General features: G+C 48.7%; 16 protein-coding genes. 15 read left to right on the plus strand and 1 reads right to left on the minus strand.

Annotation, left to right across the window (positions count from 1 at the left end):
* Positions 1–21: 21 nt before the first annotated feature.
* Positions 22–222: a hypothetical protein gene (locus KAI36_RS27640; RefSeq protein WP_375162998.1), complete on the minus strand. Its 201-nt coding sequence runs from the start codon at positions 220–222 to the stop codon at positions 22–24.
* A gap of 74 nt (positions 223–296) precedes the next feature.
* Here KAI36_RS27640 and pth point away from each other — a divergent pair, with 74 nt between their 5' ends.
* From pth to spoIIE, 15 genes are all read left to right on the plus strand, one after another.
* Complete coding sequence (gene pth / locus KAI36_RS00195) at positions 297–857, plus strand: aminoacyl-tRNA hydrolase (protein WP_220026526.1); 561 nt, start codon at positions 297–299, stop codon at positions 855–857.
* 86 nt (positions 858–943) lie between these two features.
* Positions 944–1,174 (plus strand): anti-sigma-F factor Fin, encoded by a 231-nt coding sequence (fin, locus tag KAI36_RS00200; RefSeq protein WP_013308128.1) that lies wholly within the window; start codon positions 944–946, stop codon positions 1,172–1,174.
* A 134-nt stretch (positions 1,175–1,308) separates the two neighbouring features.
* Positions 1,309–4,836, plus strand: coding sequence for a transcription-repair coupling factor (gene mfd, locus KAI36_RS00205; protein WP_220026527.1), 3,528 nt, complete (start codon positions 1,309–1,311; stop codon positions 4,834–4,836).
* Positions 4,820–5,938: a peptidylprolyl isomerase gene (locus tag KAI36_RS00210; RefSeq protein WP_165179752.1), complete on the plus strand. Its 1,119-nt coding sequence runs from the start codon at positions 4,820–4,822 to the stop codon at positions 5,936–5,938. The genes mfd and KAI36_RS00210 overlap by 17 nt, the downstream gene beginning before the upstream one ends.
* Positions 5,939–6,105: 167 nt before the next feature.
* Complete coding sequence (gene spoVT / locus KAI36_RS00215) at positions 6,106–6,648, plus strand: stage V sporulation protein T (protein WP_023986438.1); 543 nt, start codon at positions 6,106–6,108, stop codon at positions 6,646–6,648.
* Between the two features lie 141 nt (positions 6,649–6,789).
* Positions 6,790–8,448: a putative polysaccharide biosynthesis protein gene (locus KAI36_RS00220; RefSeq protein WP_220026528.1), complete on the plus strand. Its 1,659-nt coding sequence runs from the start codon at positions 6,790–6,792 to the stop codon at positions 8,446–8,448.
* A gap of 159 nt (positions 8,449–8,607) precedes the next feature.
* Positions 8,608–10,107, plus strand: a complete 1,500-nt coding sequence (gene yabN / locus KAI36_RS00225; RefSeq protein ID WP_220026529.1) for a bifunctional methyltransferase/pyrophosphohydrolase YabN — start codon at positions 8,608–8,610, stop codon at positions 10,105–10,107.
* A 333-nt stretch (positions 10,108–10,440) separates the two neighbouring features.
* Positions 10,441–10,713: an HU family DNA-binding protein gene (locus KAI36_RS00230; protein ID WP_007428028.1), complete on the plus strand. Its 273-nt coding sequence runs from the start codon at positions 10,441–10,443 to the stop codon at positions 10,711–10,713.
* Positions 10,713–10,991: an RNA-binding S4 domain-containing protein gene (locus KAI36_RS00235; RefSeq protein ID WP_016818913.1), complete on the plus strand. Its 279-nt coding sequence runs from the start codon at positions 10,713–10,715 to the stop codon at positions 10,989–10,991. The genes KAI36_RS00230 and KAI36_RS00235 overlap by 1 nt, the downstream gene beginning before the upstream one ends.
* 178 nt (positions 10,992–11,169) lie before the next feature.
* Positions 11,170–11,454, plus strand: a complete 285-nt coding sequence (yabP, locus tag KAI36_RS00240) for a sporulation protein YabP (protein ID WP_025721693.1) — start codon at positions 11,170–11,172, stop codon at positions 11,452–11,454.
* Positions 11,451–12,029, plus strand: a complete 579-nt coding sequence (yabQ, locus tag KAI36_RS00245; RefSeq protein ID WP_013308136.1) for a spore cortex biosynthesis protein YabQ — start codon at positions 11,451–11,453, stop codon at positions 12,027–12,029. The genes yabP and yabQ overlap by 4 nt, the downstream gene beginning before the upstream one ends.
* A gap of 4 nt (positions 12,030–12,033) precedes the next feature.
* A complete protein-coding gene (locus tag KAI36_RS00250) occupies positions 12,034–12,363 on the plus strand; it encodes an FtsB family cell division protein (protein WP_013308137.1) in 330 nt (109 codons plus the stop codon).
* A gap of 123 nt (positions 12,364–12,486) precedes the next feature.
* Entirely contained in the window at positions 12,487–13,011 is a 525-nt protein-coding gene (locus KAI36_RS00255) for a S1 domain-containing RNA-binding protein (RefSeq protein ID WP_014279051.1), read from the plus strand.
* A 6-nt stretch (positions 13,012–13,017) separates the two neighbouring features.
* The gene (locus KAI36_RS00260) at positions 13,018–13,224 is read left to right on the plus strand and encodes a hypothetical protein (RefSeq protein WP_220026530.1); all 207 of its coding nucleotides are present in this window, start codon (positions 13,018–13,020) and stop codon (positions 13,222–13,224) included.
* A gap of 292 nt (positions 13,225–13,516) precedes the next feature.
* A complete protein-coding gene (spoIIE, locus tag KAI36_RS00265) occupies positions 13,517–16,024 on the plus strand; it encodes a stage II sporulation protein E (protein WP_220026531.1) in 2,508 nt (835 codons plus the stop codon).
* Positions 16,025–16,150: the final 126 nt, after the last annotated feature.

Raw genomic sequence — 16,150 nt, forward strand, 5'->3', positions numbered from 1 at the left:
AACCCCTATCAGCATGTCAGGCTAAAAGCCTGGGCGAGATATGAATGTGAAGCGTTGACGATTGTATAGTGTGTCCTCTATTTCGACGAAATGCTCATTAAAACGCGCAACGATGCCAATCTGAATATGTACATTCCCGTCATATATCTGGACAGGAACGGAATGTTTTAAATGATATAGAAAATGGCTGTCATATAAGAGGATTTCACCTTGATTGAGCATACCGGCACGCACCTTCCTATTCAATACAACTATTTTACCAAAAAATACAGACTGCGAAAGAGGGTGTCAAGGTTATGAAGTGGATTGTAGGATTGGGCAACCCCGGTCCCCAATACGAGAAAACGAGACATAATGTCGGATTTATGGCATTGGATGCTCTTGCCTCACGTCATAACATCCAGATTAACCAAAGCAAATGCAAGGCGTTGATTGGAGAGGGCCACATTGGTGGCGTAAAAACCGTACTGATTAAGCCAATGACCTATATGAATCTATCAGGCGAGTCTCTACGTGCTTATATGGACTACTATAAGGCCGATATGGAAGACCTGGTTGTCGTGTACGATGATCTGGATACAGAAGTCGGTAAAATAAGATTGCGTTATCAAGGTAGCGCAGGCGGTCATAACGGCATTAAATCGATCATTCAGCATACCGGCACGCAGTCCTTCAATCGGATACGTATGGGTATTTCCCGCCCGGAGCCTGGACATGCTATTGTCGATTATGTTCTGGGTACCTTTCCAAAGAAGGAAAAAGAATTACTGGCCGGAATGACTGAGGACACGTGCAACGCCTTAGAACATAGCTTGAGTCATCCGTTTGAACGGACGATGGCTGAATTCAACAAGTAAGTTCAGACGTAGGCAGACGGGCTTAAATGGAAGATTGTTGGACATACTGAAAGGTATAGAAAACTTTCAGGAGGCATATACATTACATGATTGTTAATTATGTATGCAGACATTGTCGAACTTTCTTGGGACGAATTGATTCCGCAGCAATAACCGAAGAAAGGTTGGGCTTCCATTCCTTGACCCCTGCCGAACGTAGAGATATAATAGCGTATAATTCGGGTGGTGAAGTGACCGTCAAAGTCATTTGCGAGCATTGCAGTCAGGCATTGGAGAATAATCCAGAGCTGAGTCTGCTCGTTAATCCGCTCCAATAACAGGTATTCAACTGGTAGGATGTACCAGCTTGAGAGGTGAAGCGGCAATTCCGCTTATGGAGCCTTGGCAGCATTGCTGAGGCTTCTTTTTCGGTTTACATGTAACTATTTATAAGCATAAAGGGGTGCCTTTTTTGTTACAAGCACTTATTCAGGCTTTTACGAAGGATGCTGATTATGCATCCATTGCAGCAGGCATATCATCAGGGATGAAGGAACAACTGATATCAGGTTTATCAGGCTCTTCCCGACAGGTACTGATGGCCGCGCTTGCCGAAGATACCGGACGACCGTTAATGGTCATGACGCACAATATGTTTGCCGCTCAAAAAATAGCAGATGACTTACAGGAAGCGCTTTCTCCTGATCAGGTTTTATTGTATCCTGCTAATGAACTGGTAGCTGCTGAAGCAGCAATATCCAGTCCAGAGACATTGTCCCAACGAATTGATGTATTGATACGCTGCGCCCAGGGTTTTCGTGGGATTGTTGTCGTGCCGTTTTCTGGTGTCCGACGTTTACTGCCAATCCCGGAAACATGGCGTGAGGCTCGTATTGAGCTGAAAGAAGGCGAAACGATTCAGCTGGAAGCGTTTTTGCTACATATGGTCGAGATGGGATACCAGCGTGTAGAGCGTGTGGAATCACGTGGAGAGATGAGCGTACGCGGGGGAATTATTGATTTTTATCCAATGACAACCCGTTGGGGCTATCGTGTGGAGCTGTTTGACGATGAAATTGATTCGATCCGTAAGTTTGATCCGCAAGATCAGCGTTCGGTGGAAAAGGTCCAGGACGTTACCGTAACACCGTGTAAGGAAGTTATTGCGAATAACCAGCGTATGGACCAGGCGGCGGATGCCGCTGCTATTTTGTTGGAGGAGCAGCTGGGCAAAATGACGGATCGTCAAGCTAAGCAGCATCTGAAAGAAGAGATCCATCGTGAAATTGAGTTGCTGCGAGAGCATGTGTATTTTGACGAAATCTATAAATATATTTCCCTGCTGTATCCTGAACGTAAAACCCTAGCAGACTATATGCCGGAAGATACGATTCTGATTATTGATGAACCGGCGCGTATGCTGGAAACAGCCAAGCAACTGGAACGGGATGAGTCGGAATGGAATCTGCATTTGCTTCAAAACGGTAAAACGTTACCGCAGCTAGAACTGTCAGATGACGCGGACAATCTGCTGTACAACCGGAGATTTCAGACGTTGTTCCTGTCGATTTTCCTCCGTCAGGTTCCTCATACCCAGCCGCAAAATATTTTGAACTTCATCTGCCGAGGCATGCAGGATTTCCATGGCCAAATGAATGTGCTCAAGGCGGAGATGGATCGTTGGCGCAAAGCGGGCACACAGGTTATGATGCTGGCGAGTGGAGATGAACGTCTGGATCGGATGCGCCGAGTGCTTGAAGATTATGGTATTGATGAGCCGACGATGGCTATCGGCAATCTGCAAAGCGGTTTTGAAATGCCCTCTATTCATCTGGCAGTCATTACCGAGGGTGAAATGTTTTCCCAGAAGCAGCGGAAAGCACGTAAGCAGGGCCGGCATGTGGACAATGCAGAACGGATTAAGAGCTATAGCGAGCTGAAGGTGGGCGACTATGTCGTACACCAAAATCACGGGATCGGGAAGTACATGGGAATCGGCACGCTGGAGGTTGGCGGTATCCATAAGGATTACATGCATATTCTCTACGCGGGTGGAGATAAGCTGTCTGTGCCGATTGAACAAATTGATCTGATTCAGAAGTATGTCGGCTCAGAGGACAAGGAACCCAAGATTTATAAACTGGGTGGCAATGAGTGGACACGGGTTAAAAGTAAGGTGCGCAGCTCGGTTCAGGATATTGCGGATGACTTGATCAAGCTATATGCAGAACGACAGTCGGCACCAGGGTTTGCTTTTGAAAAGGATTCACCGGAGCAACAAGAGTTTGAGGACATGTTCCCCTATGATGAGACACGTGACCAGATTCGGGCCATTGAAGAGATTAAGAAGGACATGGAGCAGAGTCGCCCGATGGATCGTTTGCTATGCGGTGATGTAGGTTACGGCAAAACTGAAGTTGCTATTCGTGCTGCTTTTAAGTCTGCTATTGAAGGCAAACAAGTAGCGGTGCTGGTACCGACGACAATTTTGGCACAACAACACTATGAGACGTTCCGTGAACGTTTTTCAGGGTATCCGTTCAATATTCAGGTATTGAGCCGTTTCCGCTCGCGCAAAGAGCAGAATGAGACGATTAAAGGGGTCCGGCAAGGCACGGTCGATATTGTCATTGGTACCCATCGTCTGTTGTCGCAGGATCTGGTATTTAAGGACTTGGGAATGCTGATTGTCGATGAAGAACAGCGGTTTGGTGTAACCCACAAGGAAAAGCTGAAGAAGCTGAAAACGAACGTAGATGTGCTGACGTTAACGGCAACACCTATTCCGCGTACGTTGCATATGTCCATGCTGGGTGTACGTGACTTGTCAGTCATTGAGACGCCACCGGAAAACCGTTTTCCAGTGCAAACCTATGTGGTTGAACACAGCCAGACTCTAGTTCGTGAGGCCATTGAACGCGAGATGGCACGCGGAGGGCAGGTGTACTATCTGTATAATCGCGTGCAGGGCATTCAGGAGATGGCTGCAGAGATCAATGCGCTCGTACCAGAGGCCAAGGTGGGCGTGGGTCACGGACAGATGTCCGAAACCGAACTGGAGAAAACTATTTTGGATTTCCTGGATGGCGAATATGATGTACTGGTCAGCACGAGCATTATCGAAACCGGTGTGGATATTCCAAATGTGAACACACTCATTGTGCATGATGCCGATAAAATGGGGCTATCTCAGCTTTATCAGCTGCGTGGGCGTGTAGGTCGTTCCAATCGGATTGCCTATGCTTATTTCACGTACCAGCGGGATAAGGTGCTCACGGAAGTGGCGGAGAAGCGCCTTCAGTCGATTAAAGAATTTACGGAGCTGGGCTCCGGCTTCAAGATTGCAATGCGCGATTTGTCCATCCGCGGAGCGGGTAACTTGCTTGGCGCTGAACAGCATGGATTCATCGCATCCGTCGGTTTTGATCTTTACTCGCAGATGCTGGCTGAGGAAATTAATAAACGTAAAGTCAGCGTACTTGGAGAAGAGGATCAGTCCAATCGGAATTGGAGTACGTCGATTGATTTAGGCGTCGATGCTTACCTGCCGGGAGACTATATTTATGACAGCATCCAGAAGATTGAGATTTATAAAAAGGTTGCAGCGGTCAGCACCTTTGACGAGGCTTCCGAACTGGAAGATGAACTGGTCGACCGATTTGGCGATCTGCCAGAGGCTGTGCTTCATTTGCTAGCCGTGGCTCGTCTCAAGGTATATGGACGCATGTATGGCATCGAGTCCATAGTGCAACGGGATGAAAATATAGTGTTGAAATTCCATGAAGGGCGCCAGCAGGCGGTACAGACTGCTAAACTTGCCGAGATTGGCAATCGCTTTGAAAGACGTGTACAATTTGAACAGGGCACTTCTATGAGCGCACGCATAAAGGGCAAAGGTCTAAATGATCCACAGTTGCTAGAACTACTGGAACAATTTTTGAGTGCATTGAAAGAAGCATTCACATTGAAGGAGGAACTGCAAAATGCCACAACTAAATAAAAGAAAACCTTGGAGAATGCTCTCCTTGGGAATGGCAGCGCTGCTAGCTATATCCGTGCTGGCAGCATGTACGAAGCAAGCGGATGAGAACAAGGTCAAGGATGAACCGAAGGACAACAGCAAGGTTGTCGTGACCTATAAGGGTGGAACCATTACCGAAAATGAGTTCAATCAAGAAATCAGCATGATGAAATTCCTTTACCCGGAATATGAGGCTGCGTTAGCTTCGGATCAGGTACGAGAGCAAATTGTAAAGCAGGAAGTGGTGTACAAGCTTCTGGCGGCCAAAGCGGACGACAAAGCCAAGGAGCAGGGTGCCAAAGAAGGGAACGAACAGCTGGAGCAGTATAAAAAGTCAGTCGGAGAAGATAAGTTCAAGACATTTCTGAGTGATAAAAAACTGACCGAACAAGGTGTGAAAGATTACTTCACGCGTGTAATGACGGTAATCAACAGCGAAACCAACAAAGTAACAGATGATCAGCTAAAACAGGAATTTGAGAAAAATAAAGATCAATTCACAACAGCAACCGTGCGTCATGTATTGATTAACTTCGAAGATCCTAAAACGAAGAAACAGCGCAAAAAAGAGGATACCCTCAAGCTGGCTAAAGAAGTGAAGGCGAAGCTGGACGGAGGAGCGGATTTTGCGACGATTGCCAAGAAGTATTCAGAAGACCCAGGTTCTGCGTCTAACGGAGGTCTGTATGAGAATGCATCCGTAGCGCAATGGGTACCTGCCTTTAAAGAGGCCGCTGAGACTCAACCGATTAACAAAATCGGGGAGCCGGTGGAAACGGAATACGGATATCACGTGATCAAAGTGGAGTCCCGCAATGAGCCAACGTTTGATAAATTGAAAGACAACGAAAAGGCTGCCCTGAAAAATAAATTGGCCGGGGAAAGTATCCAAAACTTTACCGAAAATGATTTGACGAAGCTTGATTTGAAAATCAATCTGCCGAAGGTACCAGCTACGCAAGAGAAAAGCGGTGCAACTTCCGGTGCCGGTAGCACAACTACACCGGGCGCAACAACAAACGGTACGGGCGATACCAACGCAGGAACAGCCAAAGATGGAGCTACAAACGAAGGTAAATAACTGAACATGCATAAGGAATTGGGAACAGATGAATACTATGGTCAGATATCACCATAAACACCATGACCGTGACGTTCTTCGTGACCGCTTCTGGGGGAGTGGAAGCGTCTTTCGATACCGTCAGTAGTTTACTAAATTCTTCTTGAGAAAGTGGGGCAACATGTGAAATGAAAGCTACTGGTATAGTTCGCCGTATTGATGACCTTGGGCGGGTAGTTATTCCAAAGGAAATTCGCCGCACCTTGAGAATTCGTGAAGGAGATCCGCTTGAGATTTTTGTGGATCGTGACGGAGAAGTCATTTTGAAAAAGTATTCACCTATTGGTGAACTTGGTGATTTCGCCAAAGAATATGCTGAGTCCCTGTTTGAAAGCACGGGCCATATTACAATGATTACCGATCGGGACACCATTATTACGGTGGCTGGAGGCTCTAAAAAAGAGTTTCTGGACAAGCCAATCGGTAGCATTATCGAAGGTAGTATGGATAATCGCAAAACTGTGCTGGAGACAGCCAGCGGCTCCTATGAGCTAACGCGAGACCACGAAGAAACACTCTCGTCCTTTGTGGCGGCTCCCATTGTTTCCGGTGGTGATCCCATTGGTTCCGTTGTATTGTTGAACAAGGACGAAAATGTAAAAATGTCCGAAATGGAGATCAAAATGGCTGAAACAGCCGCTGGCTTCCTGGGCAAACAAATGGAACAGTAACATCCCGTTTCACCCCTGTATGACGTACAGAATGGCGAAAGCCGTCCTGCGTTGTACAGGGTTTTTTTTCTTTCCGGGAGAAGAGGCGGTATAATAGGACTCGTGAAAGATGCATATTTCAGGTGGGAGTGGAGACGGAGAATGCAGGAAAATCGCGCCGCTTCGCGGCTGCTACGAGGTGCTGTCATTTTGACACTGGCAGCAGTAGCGAGCAAGCTGATCGGCACAGTGCAAAAAATCCCGCTGCAGAATATCGGCGGCGACGGCGTGTTTGGCATTTATAATACGGTTTATCCTTTTTATACGCTGTTCATTACCATTGCAGCTGCTGGATTTCCGGCTGCAATATCCAAATTTGTAGCTGAGTTTGAGGCAGTGGGAAACCGGGCAGCGGGGCAACGTGTTGCTCGGCTATCTTCGCTTGTCTTGGGTGTCTTTGGATTAATCTTGGGCGTGCTGATGTATACGTGTGCGCCGCTCATTGGTCAATGGATCGACAATGCTCACGTCATTCCGTCGGTGAGGGCGGCGGCGTTTGCCTTTTTGTTCGTGCCGGTTATGGCGGGACTGAGAGGATATTTTCAAGGTTTACAAAATATGCTTCCGACTGCTGTTTCCCAAGTGACGGAGCAGGCGATACGGGTAAGCGTGATGATTATGCTGTTGCTGATCATGCTGTCACAAGGAGCGGGGGCGGATATGATTGCCGCCGGAGCAGTGTTTGGTTCAGCAGTAGGTGGAGCAGCGGGCTTGGTCGTCATGTTGCTATATTGGCGAAATCACAGGAAGAGGCTTAGAAGGCAAGGGATGGTCATGGCGACAGTGCAAGCACAAACTGGAGAGCTACACCCAGCGGAAAGCAACGGTGCCTTGCTAAAGGCGCTGCTGCGTTATGCCTTGCCTGTTTGCCTTGGAGCGCTAGCTGTTCCGTTAATTAGCCTGGTAGACACATTTACCGTACCTCGCTTGTTAAAGCAGGAGGGTTTGGACGATACTGCGGTTATGGTGGCCTTTGGCGTGTATAACCGAGGTCTGCCGCTGGTACAGCTAGTCATGATGTTTGCCACTACACTGTCGGCATTATTCATCCCATCGCTGGCTGAGGCGCGGGTGACCGGCGGTACGGAGCTGGCACGTCGCCAGTGCGAGCAATCGCTGCGCTGGTTTTGGTTGCTGGGACTAGCCGCTGCCACAGGCCTGATCGTGCTGGCTGTGCCCGTCAATGTGATGCTGTATGCGGACGACACCGGCAGCGAGGTCATGCGCTGGATGGCGCTAACCGCCGTAGGCGGTACGCTCAGCATCATCTCGGCTGCGCTGCTGCAAGGGCTTGGCGCGGTTCGCGCGCCGGCTCTGGCGATGCTCGCGGCCGCAGTAGCCAAGGCGCTGCTAAACTGGCTGCTCGTGCCGCAGCTAGGCACGGCTGGAGCCGCCATTGCGGGGGCTGTCGCCTATCTACTGGCGGCGGTGATCAACATCGTGCTGCTGGCTCGCTTGGTAGGCCTGCGTGGGAGCTGGTCCGCCAGCGTGCTCAAGCCGGCGGCACTGCTTATCGCCCTGGCTGGTGCGGCCGGGGCGGCGATGTGGGGCACCAGCGCTGTGCTGGGTGCCTTGGGATGGGCTGCCGGAGGTCGCGCCACGGCAGCCGCGGAGAGCCTGCTGGGCGTAGCCGCAGGCGCCGTTGTGTTCGTGATCGGCCTCGCACGCTTGAGGCTGATCACGGAAGCCGAGCTTGTGGCGGTGCCCAAGCTCGGACGCCCGCTGGCAGCCGTGCTGCGCAGGCTGCGTGTACTGGCTTAGCCCAGGCATAGGGCTTAGGGCGCGAAAGTGGCACAGCCATTTTATGAGCCTATACAACTTTGTGGTATAGTAAATCCCAAAGCAAAGGAAGCGGAAGCGGGATTAGGCCGTATATTTTTTCGAGCATGAACCTTGTTTCTGCGAAACGGAGGATTGGATATGAGCGTAACATTAACGGTCGTAGGTTTGGGTTCGGGGGATCCGGATCAGCTTACGATAGGGATATTGAACAAAATGCGGGGCGCTTCAGCGCTGTATCTGCGGACCAAGGAGCATCCTGCGGTTCAAGTGCTGAATGAGTTTGAAGTGGCTTTTGAGTCGTTTGACGAGGTATATGAGACAAAGGAGTCTTTTCCAGAGGTATACGAGGAAATTACCAGCCAATTGATTACGATGGCTGCTAAGGCGGCAGACGGAAGCGAAATCGTCTATGCGGTTCCCGGTCACCCGATGGTGGCAGAAGCAGCGGTGCAGTTGCTTAAGGAGCGTTGTCCTGCGCAAGGGATTGAACTCAACATTCTAGGTGGCGAAAGTTTCTTGGATGAAGCTTTTGTGCGTCTTGGTTTTGATCCGATCGAGGGTTTCCAGCTGTTGGACGCAGGTACACTGGATGCCAGCTGGCTCCAGCCTCAGCTGCATACGCTGATCGGACAGGTGTATGACACCTTCACGGCTTCTGATGTGAAGCTGTGCCTGATGGAGCGGTATCCTGACGATTATGAGGTGTACGTCGGTCACGCTCTTGGGGTGGAAGGTGAGGAAGCGGTGCACAAGGTGCCGCTGTACGAGCTGGATCGAGTAGAGGGCTACGGGAACCTATCCTTGGTATACATACCTCGCAGTGAAGATGAGGCGCTGAAACGGCGTTCTTTTGACCGTTTACACGAGATTGTCGATATTTTACGCAGCCCGGAAGGCTGTCCATGGGATCGTGAACAGACACATCAGTCGATCCGCAAAAATCTGATCGAAGAAACGTATGAAGTCATCGAAACGATAGATGAGGACGACCCTGAGCATATGAAGGAAGAGCTGGGCGATCTGTTGTTGCAAATTTTGCTGCATGCCCAAATGGAAGAGGAAGTCGGAACCTTCAATGTGTATGATGTAATCCAGGGGCTGAATGATAAGCTTATTTTCCGTCATCCACATGTGTTCGGTGACAATCAAGCGAATGATGCGGAAGAGGCACTACAAAACTGGGAGCAGATGAAGGTTGAGGAAAAACGGCTTAAAGGCACGACGGCAGCAGACACTTCCGTACTGGATGGGGTTCCGCGTGATCTGCCTGCTCTTATGAAATCGTACAAGCTCCAGAAGAAAGCAGCTAAAGTAGGCTTTAACTGGGATAGCATTGAGGGCGTATTCGATAAATTGGACGAAGAAGTGGCTGAGCTGAAGGAAGCGGTTCGTGAAGGGCATGCCGTGGAAGCCCAGTTGCTGGAGTTAGGCGATGTGTTATTTGTTGCAGTGAATGCAGCCCGGTTCATGGGAGTAGATCCGGAAGAGGCATTGTCCGCTACCAATCGCAAATTTGTCGACCGTTTCCAGTATATTGAGCAGAAATTACGCGAGCAAGGACGTCGTCCCGAAGACAGCAGCGTAGATGAGATGGAGACTTACTGGCAGGAAGCGAAAAAGCTCCTTGGCAAAGCATGATTCCACATATTCGCTTTTGGCTGCACAGACTAGTAAAATGAGACATATGCAGGGTTGAAAGAAGGCCCAGTTTGAGAAGACTTGCCAATGGGCAGAGTTTTGTAGTAGGATGTTGGCTTAACTGGGGTCGAATAAAAAAACGCCTGTCATTGCAGGATTTTTACGGACAAGCCAGAATAACTTGTAGTAATTCTGAAAATAACTGTAGCTTATAGTTAAGCGTGTTACAGTGACATTCAGGAGGGCTTCGGCCACAGTTGGACCTCACGTCTGCTCCATAAATGGACATGCAGCGTGATGATTATTTTTTGACATTTGGGAGGCTTTTATCTTATGAACAAGACAGATCTGATCAACAATATTTCCAGCAAAAGCGGTTTGAGCAAACGTGACGTTGAAGCTGTATTGAATGGCGTTCTTGGTGAAATTACAGATGCACTCGCTAGCGGCGACAAAGTGCAACTGATCGGCTTTGGTACTTTCGAAACACGCAAGCGTTCCAGCCGTACAGGCCGCAATCCACAAACCGGCAACACGATTGAAATTCCAGAATCGACCGTTCCTGCTTTTAAAGCCGGTAATAAGCTTAAAGAAGCCGTTAACTAATGCGTCTTGATAAATTCTTGAAAGTCTCGCGGCTGATTAAGCGGCGTACGGTTGCCAAGGACGTCTCCGAACAAGGGAGAGTGCTGGTGAACGGACGCGAAGCCAAGCCGAGCAGTGCGGTCAAAGTAGGCGATGAAATTACCGTCCAGTTTGGCCAGAAGCTGGTGACCGTGCGAGTGGAACGGCTCGCCGACACTACACGCAAGGACGAGGCTGCAAGTATGTACACTTTGGTAAAGGAAGAGCCTATTGCCAGGGATAATGGTTTGAACTGGTAAGCAGACATCTGATTTTCTCATAACTGTACATGAAAGCATTCCTTCATTATTTTATGAAGGAGTGCTTTTTTTCTTTAGATGACGAGGTTTCGTCCATCATATGCTGATTAACAGCAAAAGCGGTTCTAAATCATACGGCCCCCTTCATAAGCTAAGAACAGAAGGAGGGGTACATGCCATGATTGAACAAGGGAAGTCCAAGCACCATGATCTGCGCATGCAAAGCCGCAAGCAGCTCGATATTTCAGGCGTCAGCAATGTGGAGAGCTTTGACAGTGAAGAATTTTTGCTTCAGACCGAGCTGGGCCATCTCACCATTCGCGGACAACATTTACATATCAAAAACCTCAGTCTAGAAGAGGGGCTGTTGTCCATTGAAGGTCTGATTACTTCCCTCGTCTACCTGGAGCCCGGGGCCCCGGCCAAAAACGGAAAAAGCCTATTCGGCAAGATCTTCAAATGAACCCTTACACGCAATGGCTGACGTTGACGTGGATGCTGTTGTCGGGCATAGCCATGGGAGTGGTGTTTGACAGCTACCGGGTGCTGTCCATCCGCTTTCATTTTGCCCGCTGGAGCGTTCATATGTTGGACGTGCTGTACTGGGTGGCCTCGGCTTTGTTTATTTTCCGTGTGCTATACGCGAGCAATCGCGGTGAGCTGCGGTTTTATGTCTTTTTAGGACTACTTTTGGGGGTTTGGCTCTATTTTTGGGCCTTTAGTGTTACAACCCAACGTTTTGTGGTAATGTTATTAGAGATAGTTCGCAGACTGACGTTGATCGTGAACAGCATACTGCGCATCCTGATTGTTCTTCCGGTGTTAGCGCTGTATCGGCTGTTACGCAAGCTGGTCGGATGGACATGGGCACTTATTGTGTTCCTGGGAAGGATGCTGATATACATCCTGATGCCGGTTTGGAAGCCGATCCTATGGCTGATCGGTCCGCTTAAAGCGCGCTGGAAGACTCCAGAGTTGCTTGTGAAGCTGGGTATCAGACTGAAAAACACAGCGAAAAGATGGTTTGGAAGGAGGTAGTATCATGCGTAATTCGTCTGTAGATCGCCATTCATCTTCTACGTCCAAGTCCAACGCGGGCGGGCGCAGGCGAATCATGATTTGGTTGCTATCGCTTGCCGCCTTTGGTAGTTGGGCAATTTTTACCTTTTTTTCTCAAGGCATGATTATGGCCGATCGAAGTGAACAGCTCACCCAGAAGGAAAAGCAGAAGCAAGCTGCTACACAAACGGAACAACAGCTTCAAACCGAAGTGAATCGTCTCAAGGACCCTGAGTACATTGGCGAGATTGCCAGAAGCAAGTACGGTCTTTACAAACCGGAAGAGACGCCAATCATCGGAGATCAGAAATAGGAACATTATCGGGCCAATGCTTAGTTGACCTTGGTTCCGCCATTTTGTATAATCAAATCACCACAGCGGGATTTTTTTGCAAAAAAATCGGTTGTATATTTTAAGGGAGGATCATTTTATTCTATGGCAATTGAAGTGGGCACCAAGTTAGAGGGCAAAGTGACAGGCATCACGCATTTTGGAGCATTTGTGGATTTGTCTGGAGGTGTCACGGGTCTCGTTCACATCTCGGAAATCGCCGATAACTATGTTAAGGATGTTAACGACCACCTGAAGATTAATGATGTTGTGACGGTGAAAGTCATTAATGTTGACAAAGATGGCAAAATCGGACTTTCCATTAAGCAAACGATTGACAAGCCGGCAAGTGAAGCCCGTCCCCCAAGAGCTCCAAGACCGGAGCGTACAGGAGGACCAGGCGGAGGCGACCGTTTCGGCGGTGGAGGTTCAGGTCCAAGTCAAGGACGCGGTGGTGGTGGCGGTGGTTTCAACCGCGATCGTGGAGGCCGTTCTTTCAAGCCTGCACCGGGTAAACCTTCATTTGAGGATAAAATGTCACGCTTCCTGAAAGATAGTGAGGAACGCATTTCGTCGCTGAAAAAGAACACCGAAGGTAAACGCGGAGGACGCGGCGCGAAGCGTGTTTAATTCACTTTGACAACCGTATCAATCATACACGGAAAACCGTACAGTCGAGAGACTGCTACGGTTTTTTTGCGTTCTGCCGACAACAGATGCGATAAGCAGCGGCTGTCGGCGCTGAATCCAGTGGTTAGTCGTACGGGCATTCATGAGATTCGCAATTTTGATGAAGAAGAAAAGAGCTTCGATGCTGGAAAGTGGATGTTTTTTTTGTCGTGAGGACATAATCGTCCGACAAACTCCAACGGTTTTCCGTCTATCTTCTGTGCAAATCGCTAGTCTGGGCATCGGGATGGACGACATCGAGAGGTCATGCAAGGAGGAGTGGGACGCTTCTTCCATCAGCTTCCATACGGGCGTAGCTTGATGTTCAGAGTGATGCTCTGTCCTTTCGCGAAGAACGTTTTTTTGTCGGAAATTTCTTGGAATAAGACGTGAGGTTCTGACAAACTTTCTCAATCATTCCGGTTTAAGATGGGAACATCAAATTGATGAATGGGGTGCCTGACGCATGATGGAGAAATGGAACGTGGTACATTTTCCGGGGTTAAAATCTAGAAAGTCCAAATCCAAAGAGCGTACGGAAGGTTGGTCTTCCAGACTCAAGAAACGGCTGGATTCACATAAAGTGGTGCAATGGGTAACGGCGCAAAGATGGATGCTGCTATTGTCAGCTATGGGAGTTCTACTGGGACGCGCCACTATTTTGGACGAGCTTTCTCCCTTTGCCCTCGCTTATTTTGCGGTCATAACGTTTCTTCGGCGTGATCTGATGCTGCCTGTAGCTGTATCAGTTGTGTTAGGCAGTCTGTTAGCTCCTTACCCATCGTTATTTATGATTGGTGGTGAGCTACTGGTATTTTATCTCCTGTATCGCGGGCTACGAACCTTCGACCGTCTGGAATTATCCTATGCCCCGCTTATGGTTTTCTTGTCTGTGTTTATGGTCAATTTATTTAACGCCGTGATGGCTCCAACTTTCACATGGTATGAACTTATCATTGTGGGAACGGATGCGGTTCTCAGCTTTATGCTTACGCTGGTGTTCACGCAGGCCATACCGTTGTTTACGTACCGCAAGAAGACAAGCCAGCTCAAGAATGAGGAAATTTTATGTCTTATTATTTTATTAGCCTCTGTGATGACGGGAGCAGTAGGATGGACTGTTCATTCATTGTCTGTCGATCATGTACTGTCGCGATATTTGGTCTTGGTGTTTGCTTTGGTGGGAGGTGCTTCGCTGGGTGCATCGGTCGGTGTAATTACTGGCTTAATTTTAAGCTTGGCCAATATGTCTGCAATTGTGCAGATGAGTTTACTCGCTTTTGCAGGTTTGCTGGCAGGAATGCTGCGTGAAGGAAAAAAAGGTGCTGTTGCGCTTGGGATGCTGCTAGGCTCCTCAATTCTGACGATCTATTTGGACGGGACCGGAGACGTGCTGACGTCAACCTGGGAGAGCTGTGCGGCAATTCTATTATTCTTAATGACCCCAAAAAGTTTCTTTAAAGCGGTTTCTACCTATGTTCCCGGTACGCAGGACCACGCCAAATCTCAGCATGAGTATGCCAAAAGGGTCCGCGATCTCACCGCAGAGCGGGTAACGAAGTTTTCCCGTGTATTCAGTCAGCTATCCCGCAGCTTTCATCAGATATCTGCGAGTGAGAGCACGAAGTCGGATGGTGAAATCGAACACTTTATGAATGCGGTGGCGGAAGGGACATGTGCCTCCTGTTTCAAGTGTGAGCAGTGCTGGGACGGCAAGTTTATGCAAACTCATCAGTATATGACGGAAATGATGAGCGCCATTGAGGATAACCCGGATTTGGAGCCGGAGCAGATACCCCCGCAATGGAGCAAGGCATGTGCTAAAACGGGCGCTGTCCTGCAAGTAATGAAGCAGCAGTATAGCCTCTACCAACATAATATGCAGTGGAAGCGCCAAGTATACGATAGTCGTCAGCTTGTTGCTGACCAACTATCGGGTGTATCACAAATCATGGAGGATTTAGCGCGAGAAATTCAGCGGGAAGGGCAGACCATGCATCGGCAGGAAGAGCAAATACGAGCGGCTCTTGATAGACTGGGCTTGTCCATTCAATCCATTGAGATCATTAACCTGGATGCAGGTCAGGTGGAAATTGAGATTGTCCATGCCTATACAAGGGGATTTGATGAATGTCGGAAAATCATTGCTCCACTTTTGTCGGACATACTGGACGAGCATATAGCTGTGATGCGCGAAACGGAGGCAGATCGCCGCCAAGGCTTGGCTACAGTCATGTTCGGCTCTGCTAAAACGTATGAGATTGCTACAGGAGTAGCTAGTGCCGCCAAAGGAGGCGATTTTTTCTCAGGAGACAGCTACAGCATGATGGAGCTAGGGAACGGGACTTTTGCAGTCTCTTTAAGCGATGGTATGGGGAACGGAGAGCGCGCGCAGCAAGAGAGCAGTGCAGCACTTAACATTTTGGAGGAATTACTGCAATCGGGTATGGACGAAAAATTGGCGATCAAGTCGGTTAACTCTGTCCTGATGCTGCGATCACCTGAGGAAATGTATGCTACGGTCGATATGGCGCTGATTGATCAGTACACGGCCCAGACAACCTTTATGAAGATTGGGTCTACGCCGAGTTTTATTAAAAGAGGGGAGGAGGTCATTCCCGTATCTGCCAGCAACTTGCCGATTGGCATTATACAGGATATTGAAGTTGATTTGGTATCACTGCAGCTCCAGCCGGGTGATATTCTCATTATGATTACAGACGGTATATACGACTCACCGGGTTATGCGGTTAATAAGGAAATATGGATGAAACGCATGATTCAGGAAATTGAAAGCGAAGATCCACAGCAGTTGGCCGACTGTTTACTAGAAAGGGTTATTCGATACCAACAAAATCAAATCTATGATGATATGACAGTAGTCGTTAGTAAAATAGATCACTTCCGCCCAGAATGGGCAACTCTCCATGTACCTGGCATGAGGTGGTTGGAACGTCCACGGACGGTGAGCTAATCCGACATTGCCCGGGAAATTCCTTATTCGTTTTTAAAAATCCGCATCCTTCGTTTGAATCGTTCCGGATTAGGCAAAGATAGAATCTATCGGGATAGATTAAGAGGAAGCGGAGGTCAAAAAACG

It is taken from the genome of Paenibacillus sp. S02 (assembly GCF_019454065.1).
GTDB classification, from domain to species: domain Bacteria; phylum Bacillota; class Bacilli; order Paenibacillales; family Paenibacillaceae; genus Paenibacillus; species Paenibacillus polymyxa_B.

Excerpts from the sequence above, each read along its gene's own strand:
- spoVT (WP_023986438.1), top strand. The coding sequence starts at position 6,106 with ATGAAAGCTACTGGTATAGTTCGCCGTATTGATGACCTTGGGCGGGTA.
- KAI36_RS00255 (WP_014279051.1), top strand. The coding sequence starts at position 12,487 with ATGGCAATTGAAGTGGGCACCAAGTTAGAGGGCAAAGTGACAGGCATC.
- KAI36_RS00235 (WP_016818913.1), top strand. The coding sequence starts at position 10,713 with ATGCGTCTTGATAAATTCTTGAAAGTCTCGCGGCTGATTAAGCGGCGT.
- pth (WP_220026526.1), top strand. The coding sequence starts at position 297 with ATGAAGTGGATTGTAGGATTGGGCAACCCCGGTCCCCAATACGAGAAA.
- KAI36_RS00210 (WP_165179752.1), top strand. The coding sequence starts at position 4,820 with ATGCCACAACTAAATAAAAGAAAACCTTGGAGAATGCTCTCCTTGGGA.
- KAI36_RS00230 (WP_007428028.1), top strand. The coding sequence starts at position 10,441 with ATGAACAAGACAGATCTGATCAACAATATTTCCAGCAAAAGCGGTTTG.
- spoIIE (WP_220026531.1), top strand. The coding sequence starts at position 13,517 with ATGATGGAGAAATGGAACGTGGTACATTTTCCGGGGTTAAAATCTAGA.
- fin (WP_013308128.1), top strand. The coding sequence starts at position 944 with ATGATTGTTAATTATGTATGCAGACATTGTCGAACTTTCTTGGGACGA.
- yabN (WP_220026529.1), top strand. The coding sequence starts at position 8,608 with ATGAGCGTAACATTAACGGTCGTAGGTTTGGGTTCGGGGGATCCGGAT.
- KAI36_RS27640 (WP_375162998.1), bottom strand. The coding sequence starts at position 222 with ATGCTCAATCAAGGTGAAATCCTCTTATATGACAGCCATTTTCTATAT.
- KAI36_RS00220 (WP_220026528.1), top strand. The coding sequence starts at position 6,790 with ATGCAGGAAAATCGCGCCGCTTCGCGGCTGCTACGAGGTGCTGTCATT.
- yabQ (WP_013308136.1), top strand. The coding sequence starts at position 11,451 with ATGAACCCTTACACGCAATGGCTGACGTTGACGTGGATGCTGTTGTCG.
- KAI36_RS00250 (WP_013308137.1), top strand. The coding sequence starts at position 12,034 with ATGCGTAATTCGTCTGTAGATCGCCATTCATCTTCTACGTCCAAGTCC.
- yabP (WP_025721693.1), top strand. The coding sequence starts at position 11,170 with ATGATTGAACAAGGGAAGTCCAAGCACCATGATCTGCGCATGCAAAGC.